The organism is Bacillus sp. FSL K6-2865, assembly GCF_040311405.1.
Taxonomy (GTDB): Bacteria; Bacillota; Bacilli; order Bacillales; family Bacillaceae; genus Bacillus; species Bacillus velezensis.
The window spans coordinates 1,920,371-1,942,042 of record NZ_CP152036.1 but is presented as its reverse complement, the minus strand read 5'-3'; the positions used below and the strand labels follow the sequence as shown (position 1 = coordinate 1,942,042).

The window sequence follows — 21,672 nt, the reverse complement described above, 5'->3', positions numbered from 1 at the left end:
CTTACTTTATTGAATTTCTCTTACTTCATGCGGTACTCCGCTTTCTTCTTGAGCATATACTGCATCATTATGAGCCTCAATTGCATCATCATAAGTGTTAACAAGTGATCCCATACAAAAAAGTCCGTATTTTTTGTTCATTTTCATCATCCTTTTAATTTATTTTTATTCTTTAAAGTAAACTTCCGTCCATAATCAAACTCTTTCTTCATTACTTTGAAGTTCTTCGAGAACATCTGATATCGGGGACAGTTCCTGATCTTCTGTTACTGTTCTACTGTGTTTAACTGCTGCGTATAACATACCAACTTCTTTGATCTCATCTCTTAAGTTTCCATCATCATCAGCAACTTCCTCTGTATATAGCTTTATTGCCTTTTCCTTTGTATTTGCTTTAATTAATGCGTAATATGGGTCACATACTTCAAAGAATTTCACCTTATTACATCAGCTCCTAATCAATTTTTGTAAACCTACTTATCTCATTTTTATCAACAACAACTTTTCCAAAAAACATGTCCTTAGGTCTTGCCCACAGTGTCCCGTTCATGTCTTCATATGTAACAAGCTTCTCTTCTGTCTCAGTATGAATGACCTCTCCAATAACTTTATATAGACCGCCTTTATAATGTTTAAACCGGCAACCAATTACTTCGTATGTATTCATTACTTCAATACCTTTTTAGGACGAGAAAAGGTCGTTTCACTCAAGAAATTCTGAAGTTTAGTGGTTTGTTTATTTTCTCTTCCTTCTTTGTGTTTAAATTCTTTTACACGACCGAATGCTTGATTTAACAGAACGTCATAAACTCTCATCTCAATACCTCTCTTTAAAATCATCCATTTATTGCAATTCCTTTTTATAGTATCAATCGTATTCTGGGTTAGAGAACGTCGTTTCATAATTATCAATAATCAACTTTGCTTTACGAGTCCACATTTTGAAAATACTCTTATCAGCACCATATAATCCACCCATGATTACTTTATTATCAAAGCTCTTTTCATCTATTTCCGCTCGTTCTACGGTCAAATCATCTTTATTTAGCACAAGACGGTATTTACAATTAAACCAATCCTTATCTTCCTCTGGATCAATATAAACGTACTTGCTACCATATCTATCTTCAACAATAGCTGTGATTTCTTTATATTCATCGTAATCCAATTCATTTAATTCACAATCATATTCAACAATCTCGTTTATAAGCTCTGAAAGTTTATATTCATCTTTCCCTGTACCTAGAATTTCTTGAATGCACTCCTGAATACGTTTTGCACCTTCTTCGTGAACAGAACGTTCTAGTTCACCTTTAATAGTGTTAATTACAACTTGATTGTAAGAAGGTATATCTAACCTATCCAAATTAATTTTCATCTGATTTTGTACTTGCTGTTTTAATTCCTTGCCAAAATCACTCCAACTTTTAAGTGTGTCATTAATAATATCTTGAATAGTGTCTTCGATTTGTTTTTTTACGATTTTCTCAACGTACCCATCTTCTTTTAATTCGGAAAGAGTGTTATTTACGATTAAATTTAAATCCATTATGTATCCCCCTTATTTGTTTAAAATAAAACTTTTAATTAAATTTCAATTAACTGATTCGTATCTAACCTTTGGATAGGTTGTTTTCATATAAACTTTTTTCATGCACAATGGGCATTGAAACGGATACTTCGGCGGGTTTGATGTGAGCATCATATTTGAAAATACAAGCTCTGGAGCTTCATCGCATTCATCACAATGTAACGTCTCTCTAAAAACATTAACTTTCTGAGATTTAATCATTTTCAGATACCTCCTTTTTTTTCATTACGACAATATATTTGCCACCACTTTATTTTTAAATCTCCATTTTCCAAAGCCCTTAAATTATTGTGAAGGTTGTCGGGATGAATTCCAAAAACCATTTTTCCTTTAATGAAGACAGCCGCCCCTTCATTTTGATAAAAATCATAAGACAGCTCTCGGCTGTAGTCCTCCTCTTCAAATACCGTAAAATCATTAGATAAAGCATTATAGTATGCAATTCGATTTTTCTCTGAGCTTCTTACAAAATCAACGACTGTTGAAATTTGTTTTTGAGTTTCTCCCTCATACTTATTGCTGTGTTTGTAATGACATAATAAATTTTCAAATTTATAAAGCTCAGCTTTTCCAATCGTTTTGACTAACTCCTTTAATGCAGTCCCAACCTTATAATTAAGTTTGATATTATTCATTCAAAATTCCCCTTTGTTATTCTTTAATTTAGAAAACCAAAACCTCTTCCACCAGGAAGTTTTACGTTTTTCTTCTTCCTCTTTAAAGCGTTCATAGTTTTCTTTAACTTGCTGATTCCATTTCTGTATTTTTTCTTGTGTTTGAATCGCTTTTTCAAGGCTCTCTTTATCTTCAATTGTTTTAATTACCTTGTCAGTCTGATATGTCCATTCATTTTTTGTGTTGCGCTGCCTGTCTGTTACGACTACGTATTCGTTAAACCCTGGGATATACACTTTCCCTTCAACTTCAATTGGGTCTAAGTCAATGATTCCTTCAAAAAATGGCTGGTATTCACATTGCTGCTCAATTGGGACAAGGGCATCACACAGACCTAATGTCCAACTTTTCTTAATTACCTTCCCTTCAAATGTTGCTTTATGCCGTCCCACTTATTCACCTCCTTGTAAAAGATGTTTCTTTACAAATTGAAGGAGTGTATCAACGTCTTTCGTAGTTGCCTTGTCATTGATCAAGAAGAAATCTGCCATAATATATTTTGAATAGTCACCATCGCCATAATATTTATCTGCCACAACTACTTTTAATTGAATATTTTCTGTTATAGGAATCAAATGAACATCTGTTCCATCTACTGGAAAGTCTAAAGGATACATATCAATATTGTTTTCTGTTATGTACTGGTTAATTGAATAAAGGATTTCTTCCCCTTCATTTTCATCAAAGCTGCCAGTATAGCCGGAGAGTTGCTTTCTAAAATAATCACTTAATTCATTGTTTAAATCGGTGCGCTTTCTTTCAATTAGACTAGCCATACCAACCATTAAGCCTTGTCCCTCCGCTTCTTGGATAATAGCCCGGGCTGCTTTTTTGAGCTTCATTTTAGTTGCCCCCTTCTCACATTTCATTAAATGCTGTTATTGCCACCAACAGTTGCTTTGCCTCAACTTCTGCCGTTTGATCTCCAATTTGCACTTTCACCCATGTATCTGGATAATCAATACTCTTAGTTGCCGTGAGTGTCAGAGTTTTTCTGTTTACTCCTCTTAATGTTGAATTTTAACCCAATCTCCTCATTATTTGTTTTGATTTGTCGTATACTGCGCTTGCCCGGGAAATTATGAATATTTTCTTCTGATTATTTCCCTTGCTCTTGTTCATATCACTGTAAGAATAACTCCGAGAAGGAGTGAACATCCTCCGATTAAGAAAACCGTAAGATAAAATGTTTTGCCTTCTTTAAAGTTCTTATTCTCAACCAAACATGCCATTCCATTGCCTAAGAATATTGATCCGAACAAGATCAGACCCAGTATCAAATATGAAATTACATTCATCGCACATTATCTCCTTATCTACTCATGAGTTGATTCGCGATTAGCTTTCATTGTAGCCACAAAGCTATCATCAAAAGCTTTTTCAGTTAATACATGCTTGCTATACGGTTCCACTAATGTCCAGATTCCTCTTCCTTCTTTTTCAACCCTCAATGCAAACTTTTCTGCCACTTCCAGAGAATCAAAAATCAAATCTTCTCCTGTGACAAAGTTGTTGTACACTCTTCCTTTATTTATCTCCCCATCACGTCTAACCACTACTACCCATTGTTCTTGTTTCATTTAGAATCTCTCCATTTCATTTGATTCTCGATAAAAGGAATATTTTATTTTCACTCTTAAAGTAGTTGCAAGTAACCCAATGTCTTTTCTAATTTCATGTCTTTGCAATTCTCAATGCATTCTTTCTTGATTGCTTCTCCGCATTCTTTATGTACCGGGAATTCCTTGTATTCTTTGTTGTCAGTTATTCTTATGAAATAAACGATGTCGCCAATGTGATCCCTGCATTTAACACACTCCAATGCATCACCTCGCTTCCCTATACTTCTAATATACTCGCTTTCTCCTGAACAATCAATAACTATTTTATTTTTACTCTAAATATTTTTTAAAAAGTAGGAGAGTTTCCTCCCCTACAGTACAATAAGGCTGCCGCTAATGGTCTTCAGTTCGTTTATGAAATACACGAACAATTATTGCCGCTATGAAGAATAAGGCAAACAATCCAAAAGCCATTGATCCATTCTTTAAAATTATCCCAAAGATCAACAAAGCGCAACCAGACAAAATAAATAGTATTTTACTTAAGATATTGATCATTTACACTTCTCCATACAATCAAAGAATGCATTTACACCAATAATACCAGCAGAATTTACACAAGCATAGCAAGCAGTCCCTGCTGTTGCTGGAACACCAGCTGTGCATGAAACTCCACATAAAATAGCTAAACCGGTAATTGCCCATTGGCTAATATTTTTATCACCTAAGCAATCTGATACGCATCCAGTCCAACTCTTCTGAGCACTCATCATGTTAGATGAGCTTCCTTTGTCCTCTGAAGTTTGTTTTGTTTCAAAGACCCCAGACTTGTCCTCATCCTTAACACCATTAACCCAATAATTCATTTCATTTTGAGTACTGCTGATTTTCTTCATGTCAACTTCATAGTATTCTTCAATATTCATATCGCTATCAAACGAAACATTAAATGAACTGACTCTGTCTACTTTTTCAGTGTCTACGTATAAATAAGAAACTGAATAAGTCACTGTGCCATCATCATACTTAATAGCTCTAACTGATGCATTATCAAATACCTTTTCGTTTGATTTATGATACTTAATGTCTCCATCTTCAATTGCTTTTTCTGCCTTGGATAGAAGTTTTTCCTTAGTCTTTTTACTCACATCAATAGTGTGATCTGCAATAAATTCTGCCTCTGATTTTACTTTATCCTTGTCGACATTATCTGTTGAGATTGTGCTCTTTGCATCACTGTTCGGAGGAAATGTTGAAAAGGCCAGGACAAATACGGCAACTAGTGCTAAGATCGTTCGATAAAAATTGTTCATTAAAATATCCCCTTTGTAAAAATATAATTCGCATCTGGCACCAGTACTTATCAAACAAACAATCTCATAAATCACCTTCTTTCTTTAATAAATGCTACCAATCATATAAATAATTGTTAAGAAATACTGACGATTTTGAATATTAAGTAACACAGATGTCCTTATATCAAAGGGATATTGCTCACCTTTATAAACAACTTATGTAATTTTGTAATTCCTTAGATTTAGTAAAAATCTCACCGAATTTTTTGTCTATAGTTTTCCATTGTCTTTCAGATGTTGAAGGCAACTCGTTTTCAAGGTAAATGAACAACTCATCAACTCTGCTACTAAGTTGATCCATATTTTGCACGAGTGTTTCTTTTATTGGATCAGATATATACATGGATCTGTCCTCCCTTATGAAAAGATAATTACCGCCTTGCTGTTGTTATTTTTTATGTATGGAGCATATTTTCGTTCAAGATAATTCCTTGACTTTCCTTCTCCCAGACTCACATTATAAATATCTCTTACTTTATGTACTTCATATGCTTGTTCTTTTGCCTGTTCAGGTGATAACGCCTCAATTATTAAAGACGTATTTTCGTCTTTGTGATCTTTACATCTAACATAGTACCTTTTCAATAAACATCCCTTTATCCTTTCTTTTAATCCTGTTATATTAATCCTCTTTTAGATAAGACTTAAAGAAATCTTCTAGGTTTGCAGCAATTGCACCGACAACTTCTGCATAATGTGTATGGCTCTTCTCTTCGGATCTTAAAAGTTCAACTGCAGACTTAGCAATCGCTTTTATTTTCTCCTCGTCTAATTTTCCGCTTCTTACTTCGTCTTTAATCTTTTCGGCTTTCTCTTTTAAGCTTTCTGGATAGTTCACCGCAGACTCCACCTCTTATATTTTATTTTTACTCTTTAATAGAGATATTTTAATTGGTTTCACAAACACTTCACACATTTCAAATTTTTTACATGTTAGACTAGGGTTGTACTTACAATCAAAACCTAGGAGGTAATTCTTATGAAAAAGTTTTACAAAGGCTTGATTGTTTCTGCTCTATCGCTTACAACACTAGCTCTCCCTGCATTCACATCACAAGCTTCAGCCCTAACACCTGTCAAATCAGTTGACCAAGTTAAGCAGCTAGGCGATCAGCTCGGTACAGTTGATTACCACATGCTTAGGAATTCTAACGTATCTCTATTAAAAGGTTACACCCGGTGGGAAATTGTTTCTGGAAGCAACCTTATTAGCATTAGTTCCAGTGGTGTTGTATCCTCTCATTCAACATTAGGCACAGCATTGGTTTACGCGTATGACATTAACGACAATTATGTAATTTTTAAAATAACAGTAGAAGCACGTTAGTTACTGAGGAGTGTTAATTCACTCCTTCTCTCAATTTTTTACTCAAATAATTGAATCAAACCTTCTACGATCTCATCACTATTCCATTGTTCTGTATCCCACGAATATGTATGTAATCCTACATCGCTCATTACTTCTCGGTATAACTCTAAGACCGGCTCAATGTCTCGATCATTTATGTATTCATCACCACGTTCAAGTAAACGCTGCTTAATAACTTTCGGATCAGCATGTAAATAAACCACTTTTGCTTTATATCTAATCTTCTCCTCAATCTCCCTTTGCTGATCTTCCGTTAAGATTGAGTAATCCTTGAACTTTCTCGCATAAACCAAATTTGAATATATGTATCGATCAATAATTACATTGTCCTCATCGGCCAGTTTGTTGAAGTGTTCAAACAGCTTCTCATTACCGCTCTTAGCTAATTCAAAGCTGGATCCCTTTATGACCGGATATCCAAGTTCTTTGCTAAGCTTATCTGCCACTGTTGATTTGTAGCAGCAGTCAGTTCCTTCTAAAATTATCATCGTCATTTATCTTCCACCCTTCTCACATTGCTGAAGCCAATCACTCTATATGAGCCATCTGGATACTCAACTTCTAATTGCTCATGTCCTTTATCAACTTGCGCAACAACACCAATCTCTTCTGTAAAACCTGCAATCACCTTCTCTCCCTTTTTAAACATTCAATTAACCTCCTTTAGCTGGATTTAATTCTGCTCCTTGAAGAATGTAATATCACCTGTCTCATCACTGACTGCGTAATCATATGTGGCAGAGTGAAGCAATTCAATAATTTTCCCTTCCCGTCCAACATGATGAGGACAAGCGTTCTTTGCATTCTCATTTATGATGACTTTTAACCCTTCTGGATAAGACCAAAACTTCGGCAATTAATCGCCTCCTAATTAATAATCGATATTGTCCCATTTTGCTTGCCAAAATTTATTGCGTCACGCTCGGTTGCTACAAGCAAGTCCACTTTATTTCCAACAATTGCGCCTCCAGTATCAATTGCAATTGCTTTGAACGTTTTCCCACCAATGCTCACTTCAGCAATTGAATTCAGGGGAATGACACTTGGATCGGTTGCAATAACACGATACCCTTTGTAATAGATTGATTGAGTAACATCAACACCTGTTCTAGTTGTTCCTGTGCATCCTTCTTGGCAGTGGGCAATATAAGCACTCAGCTTAACCTGGATGGTTTTCTTTGCGGCCGGCGGCTTGTTTTCTTTAATATCAATTTTATTTTTACTCTTAAAAACTCTATGCTTTGCCTTTTCACCTCCTCTCATGTACCTTTTCTTACTTTGCTTAGGTTTAATGAGTTTTGCTGAGATAATCTTCTCTGTATGCCTTTTTAATTGTTGTTCTTTGTTCGTTTGAGCTTTTTTAAATAACCGCAAGACAATATTCTCACTTGATGGGATCCTAATCTGTCTAGGCTTCTTATAAAATGATTCTTTTATTGAGTCTTCATTTCCCTCTGTTTTATGCAAATGCTGCTCATAACTTATGTAAGAAAAAGTGGTTAAGGGAATTAAAATCATCATACCATAAACAGACTTGAAAATGTGTGTTTTAATTTTATTTTTACTCTCAATGGCGATGCATATCACTTCTCCTTCTTTGATTTCTTTCTATTCGATATTCCTAAATAATCATTTATTCGTTTTTTGGCTATCTCTATATAATATTCCTTATCAAGATAATCAGGAACTTTTAAATCAATAACGTTATCATTATTGATAAAGCAGCGCGGTGGAGTATTTCCGATTTTTTCAATTCGTTCTTCTGTTTTAACCTTGAAAACACCTTTAGCATCTTCATCATTAGAAGCAAAAACTCTTAAAACTTTTTCAGGTAGCTTTTCTTCTCCATAGAGTGCATACATATATTTGTTTGAAACCTTTGATATCTTTTGAAATTCTCTTAACTGATCACATTCATTGATGGTTTTTTCAACTGGAATGTCTTTTGTAAAATACTCAATCATGGCTTTATTTACAATTGGTAAGTCATAATCCAGGTTGTTTAGTTTTTTAACATAAGCACCTTTAGATTTATACTTTTGGTCTTTATCAATGATTATATAGTTGTTTACATCCTTCTGATAAATCTTCTCATAAACATCCCACTCTAAATCTAGTCGTGTTCTGGTTTCCCACTCCTTTGCGACTTCCTTAATTAAATCAATATCAGATTCCTTTTCAACTTTCATAAACAACCCATCAGTATTTGACTGAATCAGTTTACAATACGGTTCAATTTTCTCGATCAAATCTAATAACAGCAGCTGCCCGGCTAAACATACGTTATTTGCCATTAACGGGTCGTATAGTGGATTATACTGATCTTTCATTGCTCCATACGTTGAGTTTAAAACAATCTTGTAGGGAGCCTGCTTAGGATCTTTTTTGCGTTTAAGTTCTAACCGTGTATCTCTGATTTCAGTATATTTCAAAGGGTTTTTCACGTTACGACTGATGTAATCATATTCAATCATGATTGAAGGGTATAGAGATGCAACATCACAACATAAAATTATCCCTTCATCTTTATACTTTGGTAATGCACCATGTAAACCTCCCCAGGCAAAAATATGAGGTACACCTGCAACATCAACCTTTAAATTTTTTTTATAATCTAGATTTTCAGGATTTCTATACCAATCAACAATGTGTTTGTATTTTTCAATTTTTAATGTATTAGGAAATCTAAGTTCAAACTCATCTCCCCTGTTTCCTTGCTTTTCAGCCCCCAAGATAAATGCAGATAATTGGGCTTTTGTCTTTGTAAACATAGACATTTCCAAATCAAAGGCTTCAATTAGAGCCAATTGACTTTCGAATTCCTCTTTTTTATTATCAAACACTTCAATTGTTTGTTTCACATCGTGAATACAGTAATCAACAACTTCCTTAATTTCTTTTTCTGTTAATGCTCTTGAGATATCAAATGGTACTGATGACTCCTTAATCCTTGAACCCATAAAGCCTTCTAGCTGCTTTAAGCTGTGGAAACCAGTTGTTATGTCAAAGTTATTCAGTGGAACCTTATAACCTTCTCTAACAACATTAAATCCCTTTACATTATCATTAATGATTCTCGAACTAATGAAATATGGGTTCATTCCCAATAAAATTCCTTTTAAAATGTATTGGTCGTACATTCTAGAGTTGTAACCAATCCAAATATCATCTTTAAACATCTTATAGAATCGTTTCAGTTCATCAACATCATCTACAATAACCTTACCCTTTTTAGTATCGTAATCGATCAGTACAACCATCCAGTTATGTTTAAAAACTTCAAAGTCATAGAATATCTTCCTCATCATTACCCCCTAAGAAAATAGGTTATCAAACAAATCAGTCTTATCCTTTTTCTTAAATTTATTTGATGATTTATTTAAAAAATCCTTATAAAACTTGCATGTTTTTCGGTGACCACATAAGACGCTACAATAAAAGGAATTGTATTTATCTATTTTCACTGGTTCCCATTGGGTTTCATCTTCGCGGTCTTTATTTTCAATCTTTTTAACAGTATCAGTAATATATTCTTTCAGTTCATTAATTTTCTCTTCAGTAACTTCGTATTCAACTAAACAATCTTCAAGCCAATACTTATTTTTAATCTCTTCAGGTAAGCAGTCTATGCTATTTTCTTTTACTGCGTTATCTAACAACAGGTCAATTTCGAAATCATCATATTTCAGAGTGCGCATCTCTTTTTCTAGCTGCATTCGTATTTCCTTTACCCACTTACCCCTGTTACACATTTTCTTTTTCACTTTGGTTTTTCCTTGGGTACATACATAAACGTATTTCACCATGAACCATAGGATTTTATCTACTTTTAAGTCAGTCGTTTGCTCCAACGCAAGCTTGTACATCAATAACTGTCTTCCTGCTTCATTTAATTTCTTGCCGGCAAACTTACTTGATGTCTTCCAGTCATAAATACTAACGTACGGTTTTCCTTTTTCACTGGGCAGGATTGCATCTACATATCCTTGAAGATGCAATCCATCTGATATTTCAAATACAAGCAGCTTCTCTAAAACCATTTTGCTGTCAATTTTATTAAAATTGTTTAGGAAATGACCAATGTCTGCTTTCCAGCTGTCCCCGATTGAGTCACTCGGAAAGTTGACTCCATTCAGCTCTAATTCAATTAATCTATTTTCAAATCCCTTTTTAAATTCTCCAATGTCTAATTCATTTTTATAAATCTGTTCAATTCCGTTATGTAATTCAGAACCCATTAGGGTGTAAATATTATCTATGCCTTTCTTTTTCAAAACGTATGTATTGTAGTATTCATATTCACAGTTATTAAAGGTTCCAAGCTTTGAAAAGGAATAAATGTTTTTCCCTTGTTGTCTCAATTCATTTAATTTTTCTTTCAATCAATCATCTCCTTTTCATATCCAAACTGTACAGTCTCTAATTAGACGGTGTAGAGTGCTTTTATCAAGGTCTGCTGGTGCCATTTTTGATCCCTTAGGTAGATACTTGTTTTCACGATCAAATATGTACCCAACTTCATTTTCAAAGAAATTTTCAAACTTTAGGCTGTTGGCAATTTCTACGCTATGTTCTTCACCTAATCCTTCATCCATCATGACTAATGACTTTTTCGGAAACATTGATTTTATGTGATTTGCTTGAATTTCACTTAAAAAGCTACCTCCTAAAGAAACTCCAACATTCAATCCCTTACTTGCTAAGGCCATTGAATGTTTTTCGGATTCCCCGATCATAACAATGCTCTTTTCTCTAATTGAACTGTAATTTTCAACAAACCCGTATAGCGTTTTGGACTTAGGAAATGAAATAATAGGTAGCCATTTTGTTTCCTCATCATTAACTTCCTTCTTATTAAGACGCCCCATTACACCACACAATTCACCACTAAGAGATTTCCATGGAACCGTTATTCTTCCGGAAACACTATCGTAACCAACCTGGAACAAAGATTGAGTTAAAGGTAATATTCCATCCTCATAAAACAACTTATTTGGAACAGATACAAATTGATCTAAAATTTCTTCGGAATACGTTTCTAGATCCAAATCCATTGGATTACTTAGCTTTCTTATCTTCTTATAAAAACCTCCGAATGGTAACTCAGGTGGTTTATATTCTTCTTCACTTTTATAATCAACTATTTCAGATATCCTTTTGATTGTTTTGGGAAAAGATAAACCCAATTTATTTTGAACAAGTGTTATCAAGTCACCTTTTAAGTTGGTTGAAAAACAGGTTGCACCTAAAGTGGTTTTATTTACTTTTACTGATGTCGGATTTCTTCCTTTTTTTCTTGCACATCTATACTCATTTCCGCGTTCATCAACGTTGTAAAACCCCGTCTTTTCTAAAATAAGTTCTATGTAATCTGGCTTTTCAATAATGTGATTCTTAAGATCATATACGTCCATGATTTCACCGTCCCTTGGTAATCATGTCCGCTCTGTAGTTCTCTGATGTTTAGGAGTACAATAACCGAGCTCAATCCATTTATTCCATGCACCGTCAAATTGGTATAGCAACACTGTATCGCCTTCGTCATTCCGTGTCTTATTCAAAAAGAATAATCTATACTTCTTATTTGGGTCTAACTGAATTTCTTCTTTAATGTTAGTAAATTTACCCGACGAGTCTTTTTTGAATCTATAGGGTTTAACATCGAATTTTCCTCCTGGGAATTCATCTTCCCATAAAGGTCTTGTTAGAACTAACTCGGAAACAATCTCCTTAACTGCTTTGGCATTTGATAAACAAGACGCTGTTAGATATCTTGTATTCTCCATATAAATGGCTAATTGCATTGTAATGATGATACAAATATCCTCTTTTTCCGCAACTTGTAATAACTGTTTTGAAGCTTCAATTAGCTCACCTGTTACATTAGTTGAAGCAGCATCTTCAGCTTTAAATGTATCGTATAGCATATAACCGAAGCCTTGTTTTGCCATTCTTCTCATTATTCTCTTTACATCATTAATGCTGTAATCATATATCTTGGCAAATTTGATACGCCCCTTGTAATGCTTCTCATAATATTCAATTGCCTTTTGTAACATTTCCTTTTGCTCATGCTTCAGGTTGCCCATTTTTTGTTTCTTTCTTGGTAAACCATAATAACCAATTTTATGACTTAAAATTGTTGCCATAAAAATATGTTGCCAAGCCCTTTTATTCATTTCATTGGCGATAATTGTTACCTTTTCACCCTGATCCAAAATTGACATGATATAAGAAGAAACACAAAAACTCGTTTTCCCTGTCCCACTAAATCCAGCAAAAATTTGAACATTAGATTTATGAAGTCCAAGCGTGTGATAATTCAATAATGGACATGCAGCTGAATAGCTTAATCCCATTTCTTCCCCGTTTTCAATTGATTCGACAAACTCTTCATTCAAATCCAGATCCTCAATTTTCACTCCTGAACCGCGACCTAGAAAAACATTATCTAATTGAAATTCAAAGTAACTGTACAATTGTTGACTCGTCATCTTCTTGAATTTATCAAGCTCGTTCGAAACATTGAATCCCTTATCATGAAGCTTTAGTATCATGTTAAATTTAATTAGTTCATCATAGTATGTCTCAACGTTTTCATCGTTTAGTACGTGCTTGAGTTCATCAATGGTTTTCATTCCACCTCGCCGAATAAAACCATTTTTTAATGTTTCTTTACCTTCTATGTAGCTGAAAACACTTGCATCATCAAAGCTCTTATAATTCATGTTGCTCAGTTCTAAACCTAGAGAGTAATAAAATTTCCCGTCTTCTGTTAGAAAATCTCTATCCGCCCTGACATGGTCTTTATAATCTTCATATAAATCAGGGTTTTTCCATAAACAAAATATAAAGCTTCCTTCAATTTGTCCCCTGTTTTCAACTAATTCCTTTGGATAAGAATCTAAGTTGTTCAATACTCGTCCTCCCCATCCAGAAACTCTGTTATATTTTTTGGTGAATTGTTTTGTTTTAAAGATGTGGAATCAACGATATTAGTTTGATTTACAATTGCAATATCAAGATGATGAGTTTTTTCAATCATTCTCTGATTTTGTTCATGCAGCCATTCCTTATAAACATCATTGATGTTACTTTCAACAATCTTAAAAATATAGCTAATCATTCCATACTCGTTGTAAAACTCTTTATTAGTTAACCAATATTGAATTGTTTGTTGGTTCTTCTCAAAGCAAATTTGTATCACTTCATAATCATAAAAACTTTTTAGTTCGGCTATCTTTTTTAGAAAAATTGGAGAAATGACTTGACCCTCGCTATAATTCAAGACATCTTTCGCTATGTAATTTAAGAGGTTTTTTCGTTTCACCTTATCCTTGATATAGTTTTCATATTCATCCTTAGAACAGTAGTATTTATTTTTCCCCTTATCGTCAGAAACCCTGAAAAAAGTATCGACAGTTCCATTAGCTTTACATATTTGACATACACATCTTCTGGCCAAGAATACCCTCTCCTATTGATAAGGGGGAGACTCTCCCCCTCTTTTCCTTCAGTTAGATAATGCTTCGACTATCTTTTCGAATGCTGTAGTTGGTACAATGTCTACCCCTTTAAAATCTTTCATATTAAATTGATCCATAATTTTCTTCATTTCCCCCTTAGCTTCGTCAGTTGCATTAGGGAATAGTGTCTTAATCTCTTCTGCCAATCTCTCATTCTCTTCTTTATCAATAAAAGATGAGTTGTTAACTTCGTTGTGAATTTGAATTTCTTTAATTTGCTCTTGTTCTTTTCTTTCTTCTTCAATGTTATTTGTGTTATTTTTTTGTTTATCAAAAGCCACATGGATAGCTTGTTCAATTGCTTTAATAAATTCATTCGGATCTAATGGAATTGATGGTGTGATATCTGAGAATCTTGACTTTGAATCAATATTAAAGTTATCATCTCTAAAAGTGATGATTCTTGATTCATCAACAACTGTTCCCACTGTTTTGTCAGGCCCAATTTTTTGTTTTACTGTTTTCTTTTCAATTGACCGATTAATAGATGCTACTCCCAAGACGTGGAGCTTGGTTTTAATCGCATTGAAGTATTTATGTGTCATATTGGTTGTCAGCATGTCATATTCCAAACCAGTAACTACGTCTGTCATTGTTCTTTTCTTCGTATGACCTAAAATAAACATGCTAATACCGACCTTTTTAAGTTTCCACATCTTTTCAAGAATTAACTCAATTACCTTTTCTTCTCCTGCCTGGAAACCACCGAATGCTGCTTTAATGGTATTCACTCTTTTTTCAGGATTTGCTTTATTGTGTAGTCTAATAACTTCTGGTTCTGTAATTTTAATCAACTCATCAAATGTGTCATATACTAAAACCTTTAAATCAGCATAATCTGTTGTTCTGTTTTTAATAATATCTTTAGTAATTTCATCAAAGGTTGTCCAATCAGGAACATCTTCATAAGAGGCATTGGGGATGGCATCAATACCATCCTCTTTACCAATATTCAAGATTATATACCCGTCTTCTCCGACTAATTTTTCGCAAACTTCTTTAGCTAGAGTTGTTTTACCGATCCCCGATTCACCAATAATTCCAGTGTTATAATCGAGAGGATTAACTTTAATTTTATTCTTTTTACCAAATTTTCTTGCCATATGGATAAACATCTCCTTATTGTTTTTAAATAAATGTTAGTTAGGTCTTTTCAAATCAAGCAAATAACTCATCAAATGCATTATCTTTTTCTTCTTCAGTCACTTTAGGTTCTTCTTTTTCTACGGGTGGTGTAGAATTTTGAATCTGTTGTGGAATATATGTAAGATCTTCAATTTCATATGTAGATGTTGCGGCACCTTCTGTAAAATCATTAGAATCATTAAACTTTTTTAAAATAGGTTTTAAAAGTCTATTTTCTTCACGATTTTCGCCCAATAACCCTCCTTTAGGTTTAAAGTCATCCAGTGTGTTTAAACCTAAAGCAATCATTTCCTTTTGACTTTCCGTGAGTTCCTCTTCGGTAAACTCAATCTCATCAGCACCCCTGAAAATATTCACAACCCATTGAAGGTGAAAAACTTCATCATTTTCAACTTTAAAGAAGTTTTTCAAGAGATCTAACCGTTTCATATGTAATTCATTTTCAAAGTCCAATTTTTGTGCATTGATGACTAATTGCTGAGGAAAAAATCGATCTTTTTTTGCCTGATTATCATAGCTAAGTACGTACGCATCAACAAAGTACCTTTTTTCTTCCTCAAATGACGATTCATCTAAAGATTCACTTGTGAAAAATACATCCATGGTGGCTCTTAGTTGAGATGGTGTATCACTACTTACAATTTCAATGGTTTTGATTTTGAACTTTCTAAAATTCCGTCCATTCCATGAATTGTATTCAATATTGCCTGTGATTTTAAATTTATTGTCTTTATGCTTTTCGAGGTTTTGGGACAAGTACTGAATAGCATCATATTCATGAATGAATTCTGCACCGTTTACGTTTAATTGTTTATATTCTCCCTTGAGAGTAGATAAAGTTTTATTTTCTTCTTCAGTAAGAGAGCCTTTCATTTCCAACCCTCTAATTTTAAATTTCAATTCATTTAATTTGGCTTTTGTTGACTCATCGTTTAAGTTAATTAGGATCTTAGAAAAATCAGCAACCATGTTTACTGTTTCTTCTTTCAACCGATCTTCCCATGGAATTTCGAGTCTTGATCCTTTTTCATTTTCTGTACCCTTGCTAAATGAAAACACTTTATTTTGTTTACTTTTTGAGTAACCACCTTCAATCTCAACAAAAACACTGTTTGTTTTTGACTCTTGAACTGCGAAGCTCAATCTTTCCTTAACCCATCCGCTGTCATATTCCTTAATTTCATGGAATTTCTCTTTATTGTTTGAAATAAATAGGTTACCGATAAATTCAAATGTATTATAAAGTTTGCTCAATATAATTCCTCCCAGAATAATTAGTTTAAGATTAATTTAAGAACTGAATCTATGACTCTTTGATTAATTTGACTACCGGCTGCTCGGGGGTGACCTCCACCACCAAATTTAGCAGCAATGTCTTTTCCTAAATCAATTTTCTCCTTGACTCCCCTATAACTGACCTTTAATGAACCAGGATCAATTATGATAATGAAATCTAAATTAGGATTTTTCTGAGCAAGTTCATTCCCTAGTTCAGATTGATATGTATCAGCAAACACTACTCCTGCACTGTAATCAAACACTTGCAAAGTTCTCAGTTGTTTTTCCTTTTTAGATATGTATTCTTTAATTTTAAATTTCTCAATGTCCAAAATATGTAGTTCATGATCTGAAAAATAAATGGATGGATTTGTTGAGAATCTTTTTATAAAGTTTTCTCTCCCAATAATATAAAGAAGATCATTCAGTTTTTTGGCATGGGTGTCATTATATTTTGTTGACCACTCCCAGGTGTCATATCTTCTTACTTTTTCTACAAATTCACTCAATTCTTCACACTCATTATTTTGAAACTTAATGAGATGGTCATAAACCATACTTGTAGCAGATGTCTTTAGGTTTTCTTCGCATGGTGATTTAATATAGTAATCATTAACATTTGCCCATTTATAAATATTTAACCACTTCGCTGTCGCATGATGATCAATAAGTACCCATTTAGACGTTGATTGAATTTCATTTATTTTTTCAGCAAGATCCTTATTAACAGATATATCTGTAACGAGAATTAAATCATATTCCTTAAACCTGTTATTATTTATGAATTCAAGAACTTTTTGATCTATATTATGATAATCACAAAACTCTACTTCCACGTCATTTAATAAGTGGTTACATACTATTGCACAACCAACTCCGTCTAGGTCAGTGTGTGTAAATAATTTTACCTTTTTAATATTCCGCACCTCTTTCTTTTTGTTTATATTTTATTTTTATCCTTAAAATGCCTATAATGAGACTTGCTACTAAACTTACAATCCTTTATACCAAGTAGCTTGTTTAATTCTATGTATCTCTTTTTTGGAAAGTCCCAAGGTTCAGGATCACCTTTTACATTTTCAATCCTTATTACTGTTCCATGCCGGATTATGATCTTTAAGTTTCCATATGAATATGTTTTAGAAAAAAGACCTCTTTTAATTCCTTGTGGTTTAAATTCCTTTACCAACATCACATTCCTGGTTAATTTTCTCCTTGCTTGGTCTTCATCAATGTCGTAATTCCTTTTGACATCGTTTTTGTAGGTATGTAAAGCTTCAGCAGATACTTTCAGTATCTTTAATTCCTTTTTCATCTCTTTCCTCCTTTCTCTCTATGGGATAAATTAATCTTACATCATCTAAACAAAATGGTCAATAACTATTTTATTTTTATTCTTAAAAATAAAAAATTATATATCAGCCAGCACTAACTGGCTGATATGATCCTACTTACGTGTTTCATTTCCAACAACTTTCATAAATGTTTCCCAACTCTCATAGAACTCTTTTAGCTTTGTTTGATAATCCTTTTCGTCTTTTTCTGTTTTTGGCTTAAATCTAACGATTGTTGGAGCAGTAGTGCTTATAGTATGTGTAGAATAAAAATCAAGAAAAGAGTTCAGTCTATCCAAAAGGATTCTTTTAGCGGTCTCAAGTCGTTCGTTTTCAAACTTTTTATGAGGATATCCAAAAAGAACGGCATCATTTTCCAAGTTCTGCATTTGGTTAAATGATAATTGTCGAGTCTGAACTAACATCTCAGTAAAATTATATAATTTGTCATTAAACGTTTGTAAAAATTCTTCTAGCAAACTTTTATCAGCCTTGCTCAATCTTTCTGCCTCAAGTTCTAAAACTTTGTTTTCAAGTTCTTTTGCTTTGCTTTTTAGTTTGTTGTTTTGCCTATAAATAGATTTAACCCAATAAATTAAACCAATAATAATAAAAAACAATACTATGATCACTACCGATTCAGGAATTTGATTCTGAAACCAATAGATGAAATTATAACCTGTTACAGTTATTACATCTGATAAAAATGAAAAACAAGCTAATAATAGTACAATGAAGCCCCATAGAACATATGATTTTGACACAATACCCCTCCAAACATTACCATGTGACTTCATTATAACTAAAATTGCTAGCAATATCAGTTTAAATTTATTTAAACAACCTCACTCCATGACCACATATTCATTGACTGCAGCGTAAACCCATCAGGAAGCTTTTTCATTTTAACATTCACATTGTATCTCTTCCCAGTAGTCTTATGGATCACAGCAAGTTCTTCACCATCATAGAACCTCACAATTGCTTCATTAAATTCAATTGGCTGATCAACCACATAACCTTCTTTAAGCGCTCTGATATACAGATAGGGATCTGTCTTATAAAGCTCATATAGTCTATTGCCAAAGTCTTCGTGTTTATCTCTAAGCAGATTAAAATTAATTAGGGATATGTACAGTTTTTCCGATATGTTTAGCTTGTTCTTGAAGTACCGGATTGCTTCATCTTGTTCTTTGCTTAAAATATTGGTCATATATCCATCTCCTAATCTTGTTAAAACTACAGTTTTATTTAGACTACAATATCTCCTTCTGCAGTCTTCAGCGTTCCACTATTGTATGTATTCTGAACTAAGGTTGTATTCTTTGCTTTTTCTGTGTAAAAAGGATGGGATAGCAACCTTCCCCCAATTCCATAAACATCATTCCTAACGAGACGTACCTTGTTTGTATTCTCCAAATAAATACCATATCCTTGGTCTGCTGAACGATTAAACATGATCTCATTATCTTTTAATGTGTGTTCTGAACCGCCAGTCAGTTGGATGGCGATTAATGATTTACAGAAATAAACCTGGTTCTCACTAATATGGCAACTGTATTTCTCAGGAGTGCCTTTAATTGCAACATTCCTAGGCTCATGAATTTCATTTCGATGTAGTGAGACAGAAGAGTCTTTATCCCAAAAGATGCCGTATCCACTCCCACTTAACAACAAGTCATTTCCCTTTAAACGAACTGACTGAGACCTTTCGCAATAAATTCCACCATATACATTAGCAAACTCATTATTAACGAGACTGACTCGGCTAGAGTCCATTATCTTTGCAGCATATGATGAGCTCGTTCCTTTTCCTTTGGTATTCACAACCTTAATATCATTTGAGTTCCTAACCTGGACTTGAACACAATCACTGTTTTCTATCCTGTTGTCCGAAATTAAAAAGTCCTCTGCTTGATGTGTTGCAATAGGGCATGCTTTTATTTTTTCAAAAGTATTATTTGATACTGTGCCACCCTTTCCTCTTACACAAATGCCCACTTCAAAGCCACTAATCGTATTACCATCAATTTGAACTCTGTTGCCCGACTCCGTACTTGAAACACCTACCGAGTCAATCCCATAGGTTTTAATTTCATTCTCATTGATGATCTTGTTATTTTTGATACTGACATCCGTGCTGTAACCATAAGAAATAACATGGTCACTGTAATTTCCATCAATAATTACCTTACCGCTTGTGTGAGCAGTAACGGATCCACGTCCATTGTTTTTAAACCTGCAGTTTCGAACAGTTAATTTATACGGGTGATCGTATTTAATTCCGTTTTCTCCAAAGCCCTCTAAATCAATTCCTAATTGTGGCCCAATTGTATCTCCTCCAGCCTCCTCTATATCACAGTCATCGACAAGAAGGCCTTCACAGCCATTGGTAGCCAGGTTATTTCTTCTCCCTCTTAAAAGCGTACACTTTCGAACGGTTACATTCTTTGAAGGCGTATATGTTCCTGAAGTGTTCATCATTCCATCAGCAGCTATCCAAATGTTATCTCCAATACAGTCAGAGACTTGCACATTTTCAATTAACACATTACTGCTGCCATGAATATGAATTCCGTATCCCCATTCATGTGTCCTTTTAATTGAAGTTACTTTTGAATAATCATGCTCGTATCGATCCCCTATAATTTGACCGCCACGAATCGTTACATTGCTCGCTTGGCCAATATAAAAACAGGAGTAGCCTTGAGAATCATTAGGCAACACTTTAAAAACAGCCTCTGGATGAAGTATTAACTCAATATTCGAAGGAACATTAATACCTCCACCGAATTCAGGCAACCGCCTTGACATATTCACAGCATCAATTAGATAGGTACCTTTTGGAATATGTACTTTATAGAATGATTTTGAGCTTGCATACTCTAAAGCTCGGTTTATTCCTTCTGTTGTTTCAATTGCATTTGACCCTTTATCATCAATTCCCCAATCCAGAGCATCAACAAAATAGTATAAGGACTGCTCCATGTTCATGTTGTCAAACCGTTCCCTTCTACATTTTCACTGAGAAACCGTGAAAGAGTGTCAATGAAATTATAAAAGGTCTCATTTCTTGTTCCTGAGCGCCCTTTGAGAGAAAAGGTGTTAAACATTGATTTTCGCAGTCCAGTACTTAACTCAAGTTGAATGCTCTTTCCTGTTTTATTTTTATTGGCCACGTTATTTGGACTGCTACCGGATAACCTCGTCCCCTCATCAAGAAGCTCTGCAGAGTAACCGGCATTATTTAATGTGTTTGTTATCGCTTCAGCTTTCTCCCGATCTGTGCCGCCAACTAAAACATGTTGATCATTACTTGCGTACCCGTGAAGTGAAAGTGTGAACTCATGTTCCTTCAACATTTCAAGTGCTTGTGGTTCATCAAAATTCGTACTGGTTAAGTGTAAATCAAATGCTCCTGGTGTCTTTAAAGCTTCAAAAAGATATGTAGAGTATGCTTCGCTTAATTCCTTTGCAAGCTCACTTGTTCCCCCTTCTATGCCACCTCCATGGGGAGCAAGAATTAATACATCGGTGTCTTTCTCTTTTGAGAATACACTGAAATTGAACGGGGATTCATTAGCTTTAAGCTCTTCAAAGTTCCGATACTTGTCCGCTGCTAAAATACTCACTGGATTCAGGAATGAAACCAGAGCAGTCACCAAGACTGGAAAAGTCTTCTTAACTGTGCTATACTTTAATAGCTTCGCTTCAGGGTGAAGTGTGCAGATTAGAGTGTACCGTCCAAAGTCTCTCTTTTCTGCTCCTTTAGTCTTTTTTAACAGTTCCTCTATTCTGTTTTTAATCCTCAACAATTAACAACCACTCCTTTTTAT

30 protein-coding genes and 1 pseudogene are annotated in these 21,672 nt (G+C 34.1%); 1 reads left to right on the top strand and 30 read right to left on the bottom strand.

What is annotated here, in order from left to right; translation table 11 throughout:
* Positions 1-6: 6 nt before the first annotated feature.
* From NYE42_RS09535 to NYE42_RS09475, 13 genes are all read right to left on the bottom strand, one after another.
* Positions 7-141, bottom strand: coding sequence for a hypothetical protein (locus tag NYE42_RS09535; protein WP_106034946.1), 135 nt, complete (start codon positions 139-141; stop codon positions 7-9).
* Positions 142-195: 54 nt separating this feature from the next.
* Positions 196-438 (bottom strand): hypothetical protein, encoded by a 243-nt coding sequence (locus NYE42_RS09530; protein ID WP_352426956.1) that lies wholly within the window; start codon positions 436-438, stop codon positions 196-198.
* Between the two features lie 16 nt (positions 439-454).
* On the bottom strand, positions 455-667 hold the full coding sequence (locus NYE42_RS09525; protein WP_352426955.1) for a DUF1653 domain-containing protein: 213 nt from the start codon (positions 665-667) through the stop codon (positions 455-457).
* Positions 667-816, bottom strand: a complete 150-nt coding sequence (locus tag NYE42_RS09520; RefSeq protein WP_352426954.1) for a hypothetical protein — start codon at positions 814-816, stop codon at positions 667-669. Before NYE42_RS09520 ends, NYE42_RS09525 begins: the two co-directional genes overlap by 1 nt.
* A gap of 52 nt (positions 817-868) precedes the next feature.
* Positions 869-1,549: a hypothetical protein gene (locus NYE42_RS09515; protein ID WP_352426953.1), complete on the bottom strand. Its 681-nt coding sequence runs from the start codon at positions 1,547-1,549 to the stop codon at positions 869-871.
* Positions 1,550-1,794: 245 nt separating this feature from the next.
* Positions 1,795-2,226 (bottom strand): hypothetical protein, encoded by a 432-nt coding sequence (locus NYE42_RS09510; protein WP_069007294.1) that lies wholly within the window; start codon positions 2,224-2,226, stop codon positions 1,795-1,797.
* Positions 2,227-2,658: a hypothetical protein gene (locus NYE42_RS09505; RefSeq protein WP_069007293.1), complete on the bottom strand. Its 432-nt coding sequence runs from the start codon at positions 2,656-2,658 to the stop codon at positions 2,227-2,229.
* Positions 2,659-3,108 (bottom strand): hypothetical protein, encoded by a 450-nt coding sequence (locus NYE42_RS09500; protein WP_069007292.1) that lies wholly within the window; start codon positions 3,106-3,108, stop codon positions 2,659-2,661. It lies immediately after the preceding gene.
* Positions 3,109-3,582: 474 nt separating this feature from the next.
* The gene (locus NYE42_RS09495; RefSeq protein ID WP_086352751.1) at positions 3,583-3,846 is read right to left on the bottom strand and encodes a hypothetical protein; all 264 of its coding nucleotides are present in this window, start codon (positions 3,844-3,846) and stop codon (positions 3,583-3,585) included.
* A gap of 536 nt (positions 3,847-4,382) precedes the next feature.
* The gene (locus NYE42_RS09490) at positions 4,383-5,141 is read right to left on the bottom strand and encodes a hypothetical protein (protein WP_069007289.1); all 759 of its coding nucleotides are present in this window, start codon (positions 5,139-5,141) and stop codon (positions 4,383-4,385) included.
* A 187-nt stretch (positions 5,142-5,328) separates the two neighbouring features.
* The gene (locus tag NYE42_RS09485; RefSeq protein WP_020954086.1) at positions 5,329-5,526 is read right to left on the bottom strand and encodes a hypothetical protein; all 198 of its coding nucleotides are present in this window, start codon (positions 5,524-5,526) and stop codon (positions 5,329-5,331) included.
* A gap of 14 nt (positions 5,527-5,540) precedes the next feature.
* Positions 5,541-5,768 (bottom strand): hypothetical protein, encoded by a 228-nt coding sequence (locus NYE42_RS09480; protein WP_053574333.1) that lies wholly within the window; start codon positions 5,766-5,768, stop codon positions 5,541-5,543.
* A gap of 37 nt (positions 5,769-5,805) precedes the next feature.
* Positions 5,806-6,021 carry a hypothetical protein gene (locus tag NYE42_RS09475; RefSeq protein ID WP_095353282.1) on the bottom strand — a complete coding sequence of 72 codons (216 nt, stop codon included), beginning with the start codon at positions 6,019-6,021 and terminating at the stop codon, positions 5,806-5,808.
* Positions 6,022-6,162: 141 nt separating this feature from the next.
* Here NYE42_RS09475 and NYE42_RS09470 point away from each other — a divergent pair, with 141 nt between their 5' ends.
* A complete protein-coding gene (locus tag NYE42_RS09470) occupies positions 6,163-6,510 on the top strand; it encodes a hypothetical protein (RefSeq protein ID WP_352426952.1) in 348 nt (115 codons plus the stop codon).
* Between the two features lie 38 nt (positions 6,511-6,548).
* On the opposite strand, the gene NYE42_RS09465 is transcribed toward NYE42_RS09470, so the two are convergent.
* The 17 genes and pseudogenes from NYE42_RS09465 to NYE42_RS09385 all read right to left on the bottom strand — a co-directional run bounded on the left by NYE42_RS09465 (position 6,549) and on the right by NYE42_RS09385 (position 21,651).
* Positions 6,549-7,046 (bottom strand): AAA family ATPase, encoded by a 498-nt coding sequence (locus NYE42_RS09465; RefSeq protein ID WP_053574338.1) that lies wholly within the window; start codon positions 7,044-7,046, stop codon positions 6,549-6,551.
* Positions 7,043-7,201 (bottom strand): hypothetical protein, encoded by a 159-nt coding sequence (locus NYE42_RS09460; protein WP_095353281.1) that lies wholly within the window; start codon positions 7,199-7,201, stop codon positions 7,043-7,045. Before NYE42_RS09460 ends, NYE42_RS09465 begins: the two co-directional genes overlap by 4 nt.
* A gap of 4 nt (positions 7,202-7,205) precedes the next feature.
* Positions 7,206-7,408: pseudogene (locus NYE42_RS09455) on the bottom strand (YorP family protein).
* An 11-nt stretch (positions 7,409-7,419) separates the two neighbouring features.
* A complete protein-coding gene (locus NYE42_RS09450) occupies positions 7,420-8,139 on the bottom strand; it encodes a 3D domain-containing protein (protein ID WP_352426951.1) in 720 nt (239 codons plus the stop codon).
* Positions 8,136-9,860, bottom strand: coding sequence for a hypothetical protein (locus NYE42_RS09445; protein ID WP_335463653.1), 1,725 nt, complete (start codon positions 9,858-9,860; stop codon positions 8,136-8,138). The genes NYE42_RS09450 and NYE42_RS09445 overlap by 4 nt, the downstream gene beginning before the upstream one ends.
* A 6-nt stretch (positions 9,861-9,866) precedes the next feature.
* Entirely contained in the window at positions 9,867-10,934 is a 1,068-nt protein-coding gene (locus tag NYE42_RS09440) for a PD-(D/E)XK nuclease family protein (RefSeq protein ID WP_352426950.1), read from the bottom strand.
* A 15-nt stretch (positions 10,935-10,949) separates the two neighbouring features.
* Positions 10,950-11,966, bottom strand: a complete 1,017-nt coding sequence (locus NYE42_RS09435; protein ID WP_352426949.1) for a hypothetical protein — start codon at positions 11,964-11,966, stop codon at positions 10,950-10,952.
* Positions 11,967-11,987: 21 nt separating this feature from the next.
* The gene (locus NYE42_RS09430; RefSeq protein WP_332274881.1) at positions 11,988-13,469 is read right to left on the bottom strand and encodes a DnaB-like helicase C-terminal domain-containing protein; all 1,482 of its coding nucleotides are present in this window, start codon (positions 13,467-13,469) and stop codon (positions 11,988-11,990) included.
* Positions 13,466-14,017, bottom strand: a complete 552-nt coding sequence (locus NYE42_RS09425; RefSeq protein ID WP_352426948.1) for a hypothetical protein — start codon at positions 14,015-14,017, stop codon at positions 13,466-13,468. Before NYE42_RS09425 ends, NYE42_RS09430 begins: the two co-directional genes overlap by 4 nt.
* Positions 14,018-14,065: 48 nt before the next feature.
* A complete protein-coding gene (locus tag NYE42_RS09420) occupies positions 14,066-15,181 on the bottom strand; it encodes an AAA family ATPase (RefSeq protein ID WP_352426947.1) in 1,116 nt (371 codons plus the stop codon).
* 55 nt (positions 15,182-15,236) lie between these two features.
* Positions 15,237-16,478, bottom strand: coding sequence for a hypothetical protein (locus tag NYE42_RS09415; RefSeq protein ID WP_053574345.1), 1,242 nt, complete (start codon positions 16,476-16,478; stop codon positions 15,237-15,239).
* Positions 16,479-16,498: 20 nt separating this feature from the next.
* Entirely contained in the window at positions 16,499-17,428 is a 930-nt protein-coding gene (locus tag NYE42_RS09410; RefSeq protein WP_352426946.1) for a DHH family phosphoesterase, read from the bottom strand.
* A 14-nt stretch (positions 17,429-17,442) separates the two neighbouring features.
* The gene (locus tag NYE42_RS09405) at positions 17,443-17,817 is read right to left on the bottom strand and encodes a hypothetical protein (protein WP_053574347.1); all 375 of its coding nucleotides are present in this window, start codon (positions 17,815-17,817) and stop codon (positions 17,443-17,445) included.
* A 132-nt stretch (positions 17,818-17,949) separates the two neighbouring features.
* Entirely contained in the window at positions 17,950-18,600 is a 651-nt protein-coding gene (locus NYE42_RS09400) for a hypothetical protein (protein WP_053574348.1), read from the bottom strand.
* Between the two features lie 71 nt (positions 18,601-18,671).
* A complete protein-coding gene (locus tag NYE42_RS09395) occupies positions 18,672-19,049 on the bottom strand; it encodes a hypothetical protein (RefSeq protein ID WP_352426945.1) in 378 nt (125 codons plus the stop codon).
* 38 nt (positions 19,050-19,087) lie between these two features.
* Positions 19,088-20,830 (bottom strand): right-handed parallel beta-helix repeat-containing protein, encoded by a 1,743-nt coding sequence (locus NYE42_RS09390; RefSeq protein ID WP_352426944.1) that lies wholly within the window; start codon positions 20,828-20,830, stop codon positions 19,088-19,090.
* On the bottom strand, positions 20,827-21,651 hold the full coding sequence (locus NYE42_RS09385; protein ID WP_160182784.1) for a poly-gamma-glutamate hydrolase family protein: 825 nt from the start codon (positions 21,649-21,651) through the stop codon (positions 20,827-20,829). Before NYE42_RS09385 ends, NYE42_RS09390 begins: the two co-directional genes overlap by 4 nt.
* Between the last annotated feature and the right edge of the window lie 21 nt (positions 21,652-21,672).

Excerpts from the sequence above, each read along its gene's own strand:
- NYE42_RS09535 (WP_106034946.1), bottom strand. The coding sequence starts at position 141 with ATGAACAAAAAATACGGACTTTTTTGTATGGGATCACTTGTTAACACT.
- NYE42_RS09390 (WP_352426944.1), bottom strand. The coding sequence starts at position 20,830 with ATGAACATGGAGCAGTCCTTATACTATTTTGTTGATGCTCTGGATTGG.
- NYE42_RS09500 (WP_069007292.1), bottom strand. The coding sequence starts at position 3,108 with ATGAAGCTCAAAAAAGCAGCCCGGGCTATTATCCAAGAAGCGGAGGGA.
- NYE42_RS09495 (WP_086352751.1), bottom strand. The coding sequence starts at position 3,846 with ATGAAACAAGAACAATGGGTAGTAGTGGTTAGACGTGATGGGGAGATA.
- NYE42_RS09485 (WP_020954086.1), bottom strand. The coding sequence starts at position 5,526 with ATGTATATATCTGATCCAATAAAAGAAACACTCGTGCAAAATATGGAT.
- NYE42_RS09515 (WP_352426953.1), bottom strand. The coding sequence starts at position 1,549 with ATGGATTTAAATTTAATCGTAAATAACACTCTTTCCGAATTAAAAGAA.
- NYE42_RS09420 (WP_352426947.1), bottom strand. The coding sequence starts at position 15,181 with ATGGCAAGAAAATTTGGTAAAAAGAATAAAATTAAAGTTAATCCTCTC.
- NYE42_RS09445 (WP_335463653.1), bottom strand. The coding sequence starts at position 9,860 with ATGATGAGGAAGATATTCTATGACTTTGAAGTTTTTAAACATAACTGG.
- NYE42_RS09520 (WP_352426954.1), bottom strand. The coding sequence starts at position 816 with ATGAGAGTTTATGACGTTCTGTTAAATCAAGCATTCGGTCGTGTAAAA.
- NYE42_RS09465 (WP_053574338.1), bottom strand. The coding sequence starts at position 7,046 with ATGACGATGATAATTTTAGAAGGAACTGACTGCTGCTACAAATCAACA.
- NYE42_RS09435 (WP_352426949.1), bottom strand. The coding sequence starts at position 11,966 with ATGGACGTATATGATCTTAAGAATCACATTATTGAAAAGCCAGATTAC.
- NYE42_RS09525 (WP_352426955.1), bottom strand. The coding sequence starts at position 667 with ATGAATACATACGAAGTAATTGGTTGCCGGTTTAAACATTATAAAGGC.
- NYE42_RS09395 (WP_352426945.1), bottom strand. The coding sequence starts at position 19,049 with ATGACCAATATTTTAAGCAAAGAACAAGATGAAGCAATCCGGTACTTC.
- NYE42_RS09470 (WP_352426952.1), top strand. The coding sequence starts at position 6,163 with ATGAAAAAGTTTTACAAAGGCTTGATTGTTTCTGCTCTATCGCTTACA.
- NYE42_RS09460 (WP_095353281.1), bottom strand. The coding sequence starts at position 7,201 with ATGTTTAAAAAGGGAGAGAAGGTGATTGCAGGTTTTACAGAAGAGATT.
- NYE42_RS09490 (WP_069007289.1), bottom strand. The coding sequence starts at position 5,141 with ATGAACAATTTTTATCGAACGATCTTAGCACTAGTTGCCGTATTTGTC.
- NYE42_RS09510 (WP_069007294.1), bottom strand. The coding sequence starts at position 2,226 with ATGAATAATATCAAACTTAATTATAAGGTTGGGACTGCATTAAAGGAG.
- NYE42_RS09405 (WP_053574347.1), bottom strand. The coding sequence starts at position 17,817 with ATGAAAAAGGAATTAAAGATACTGAAAGTATCTGCTGAAGCTTTACAT.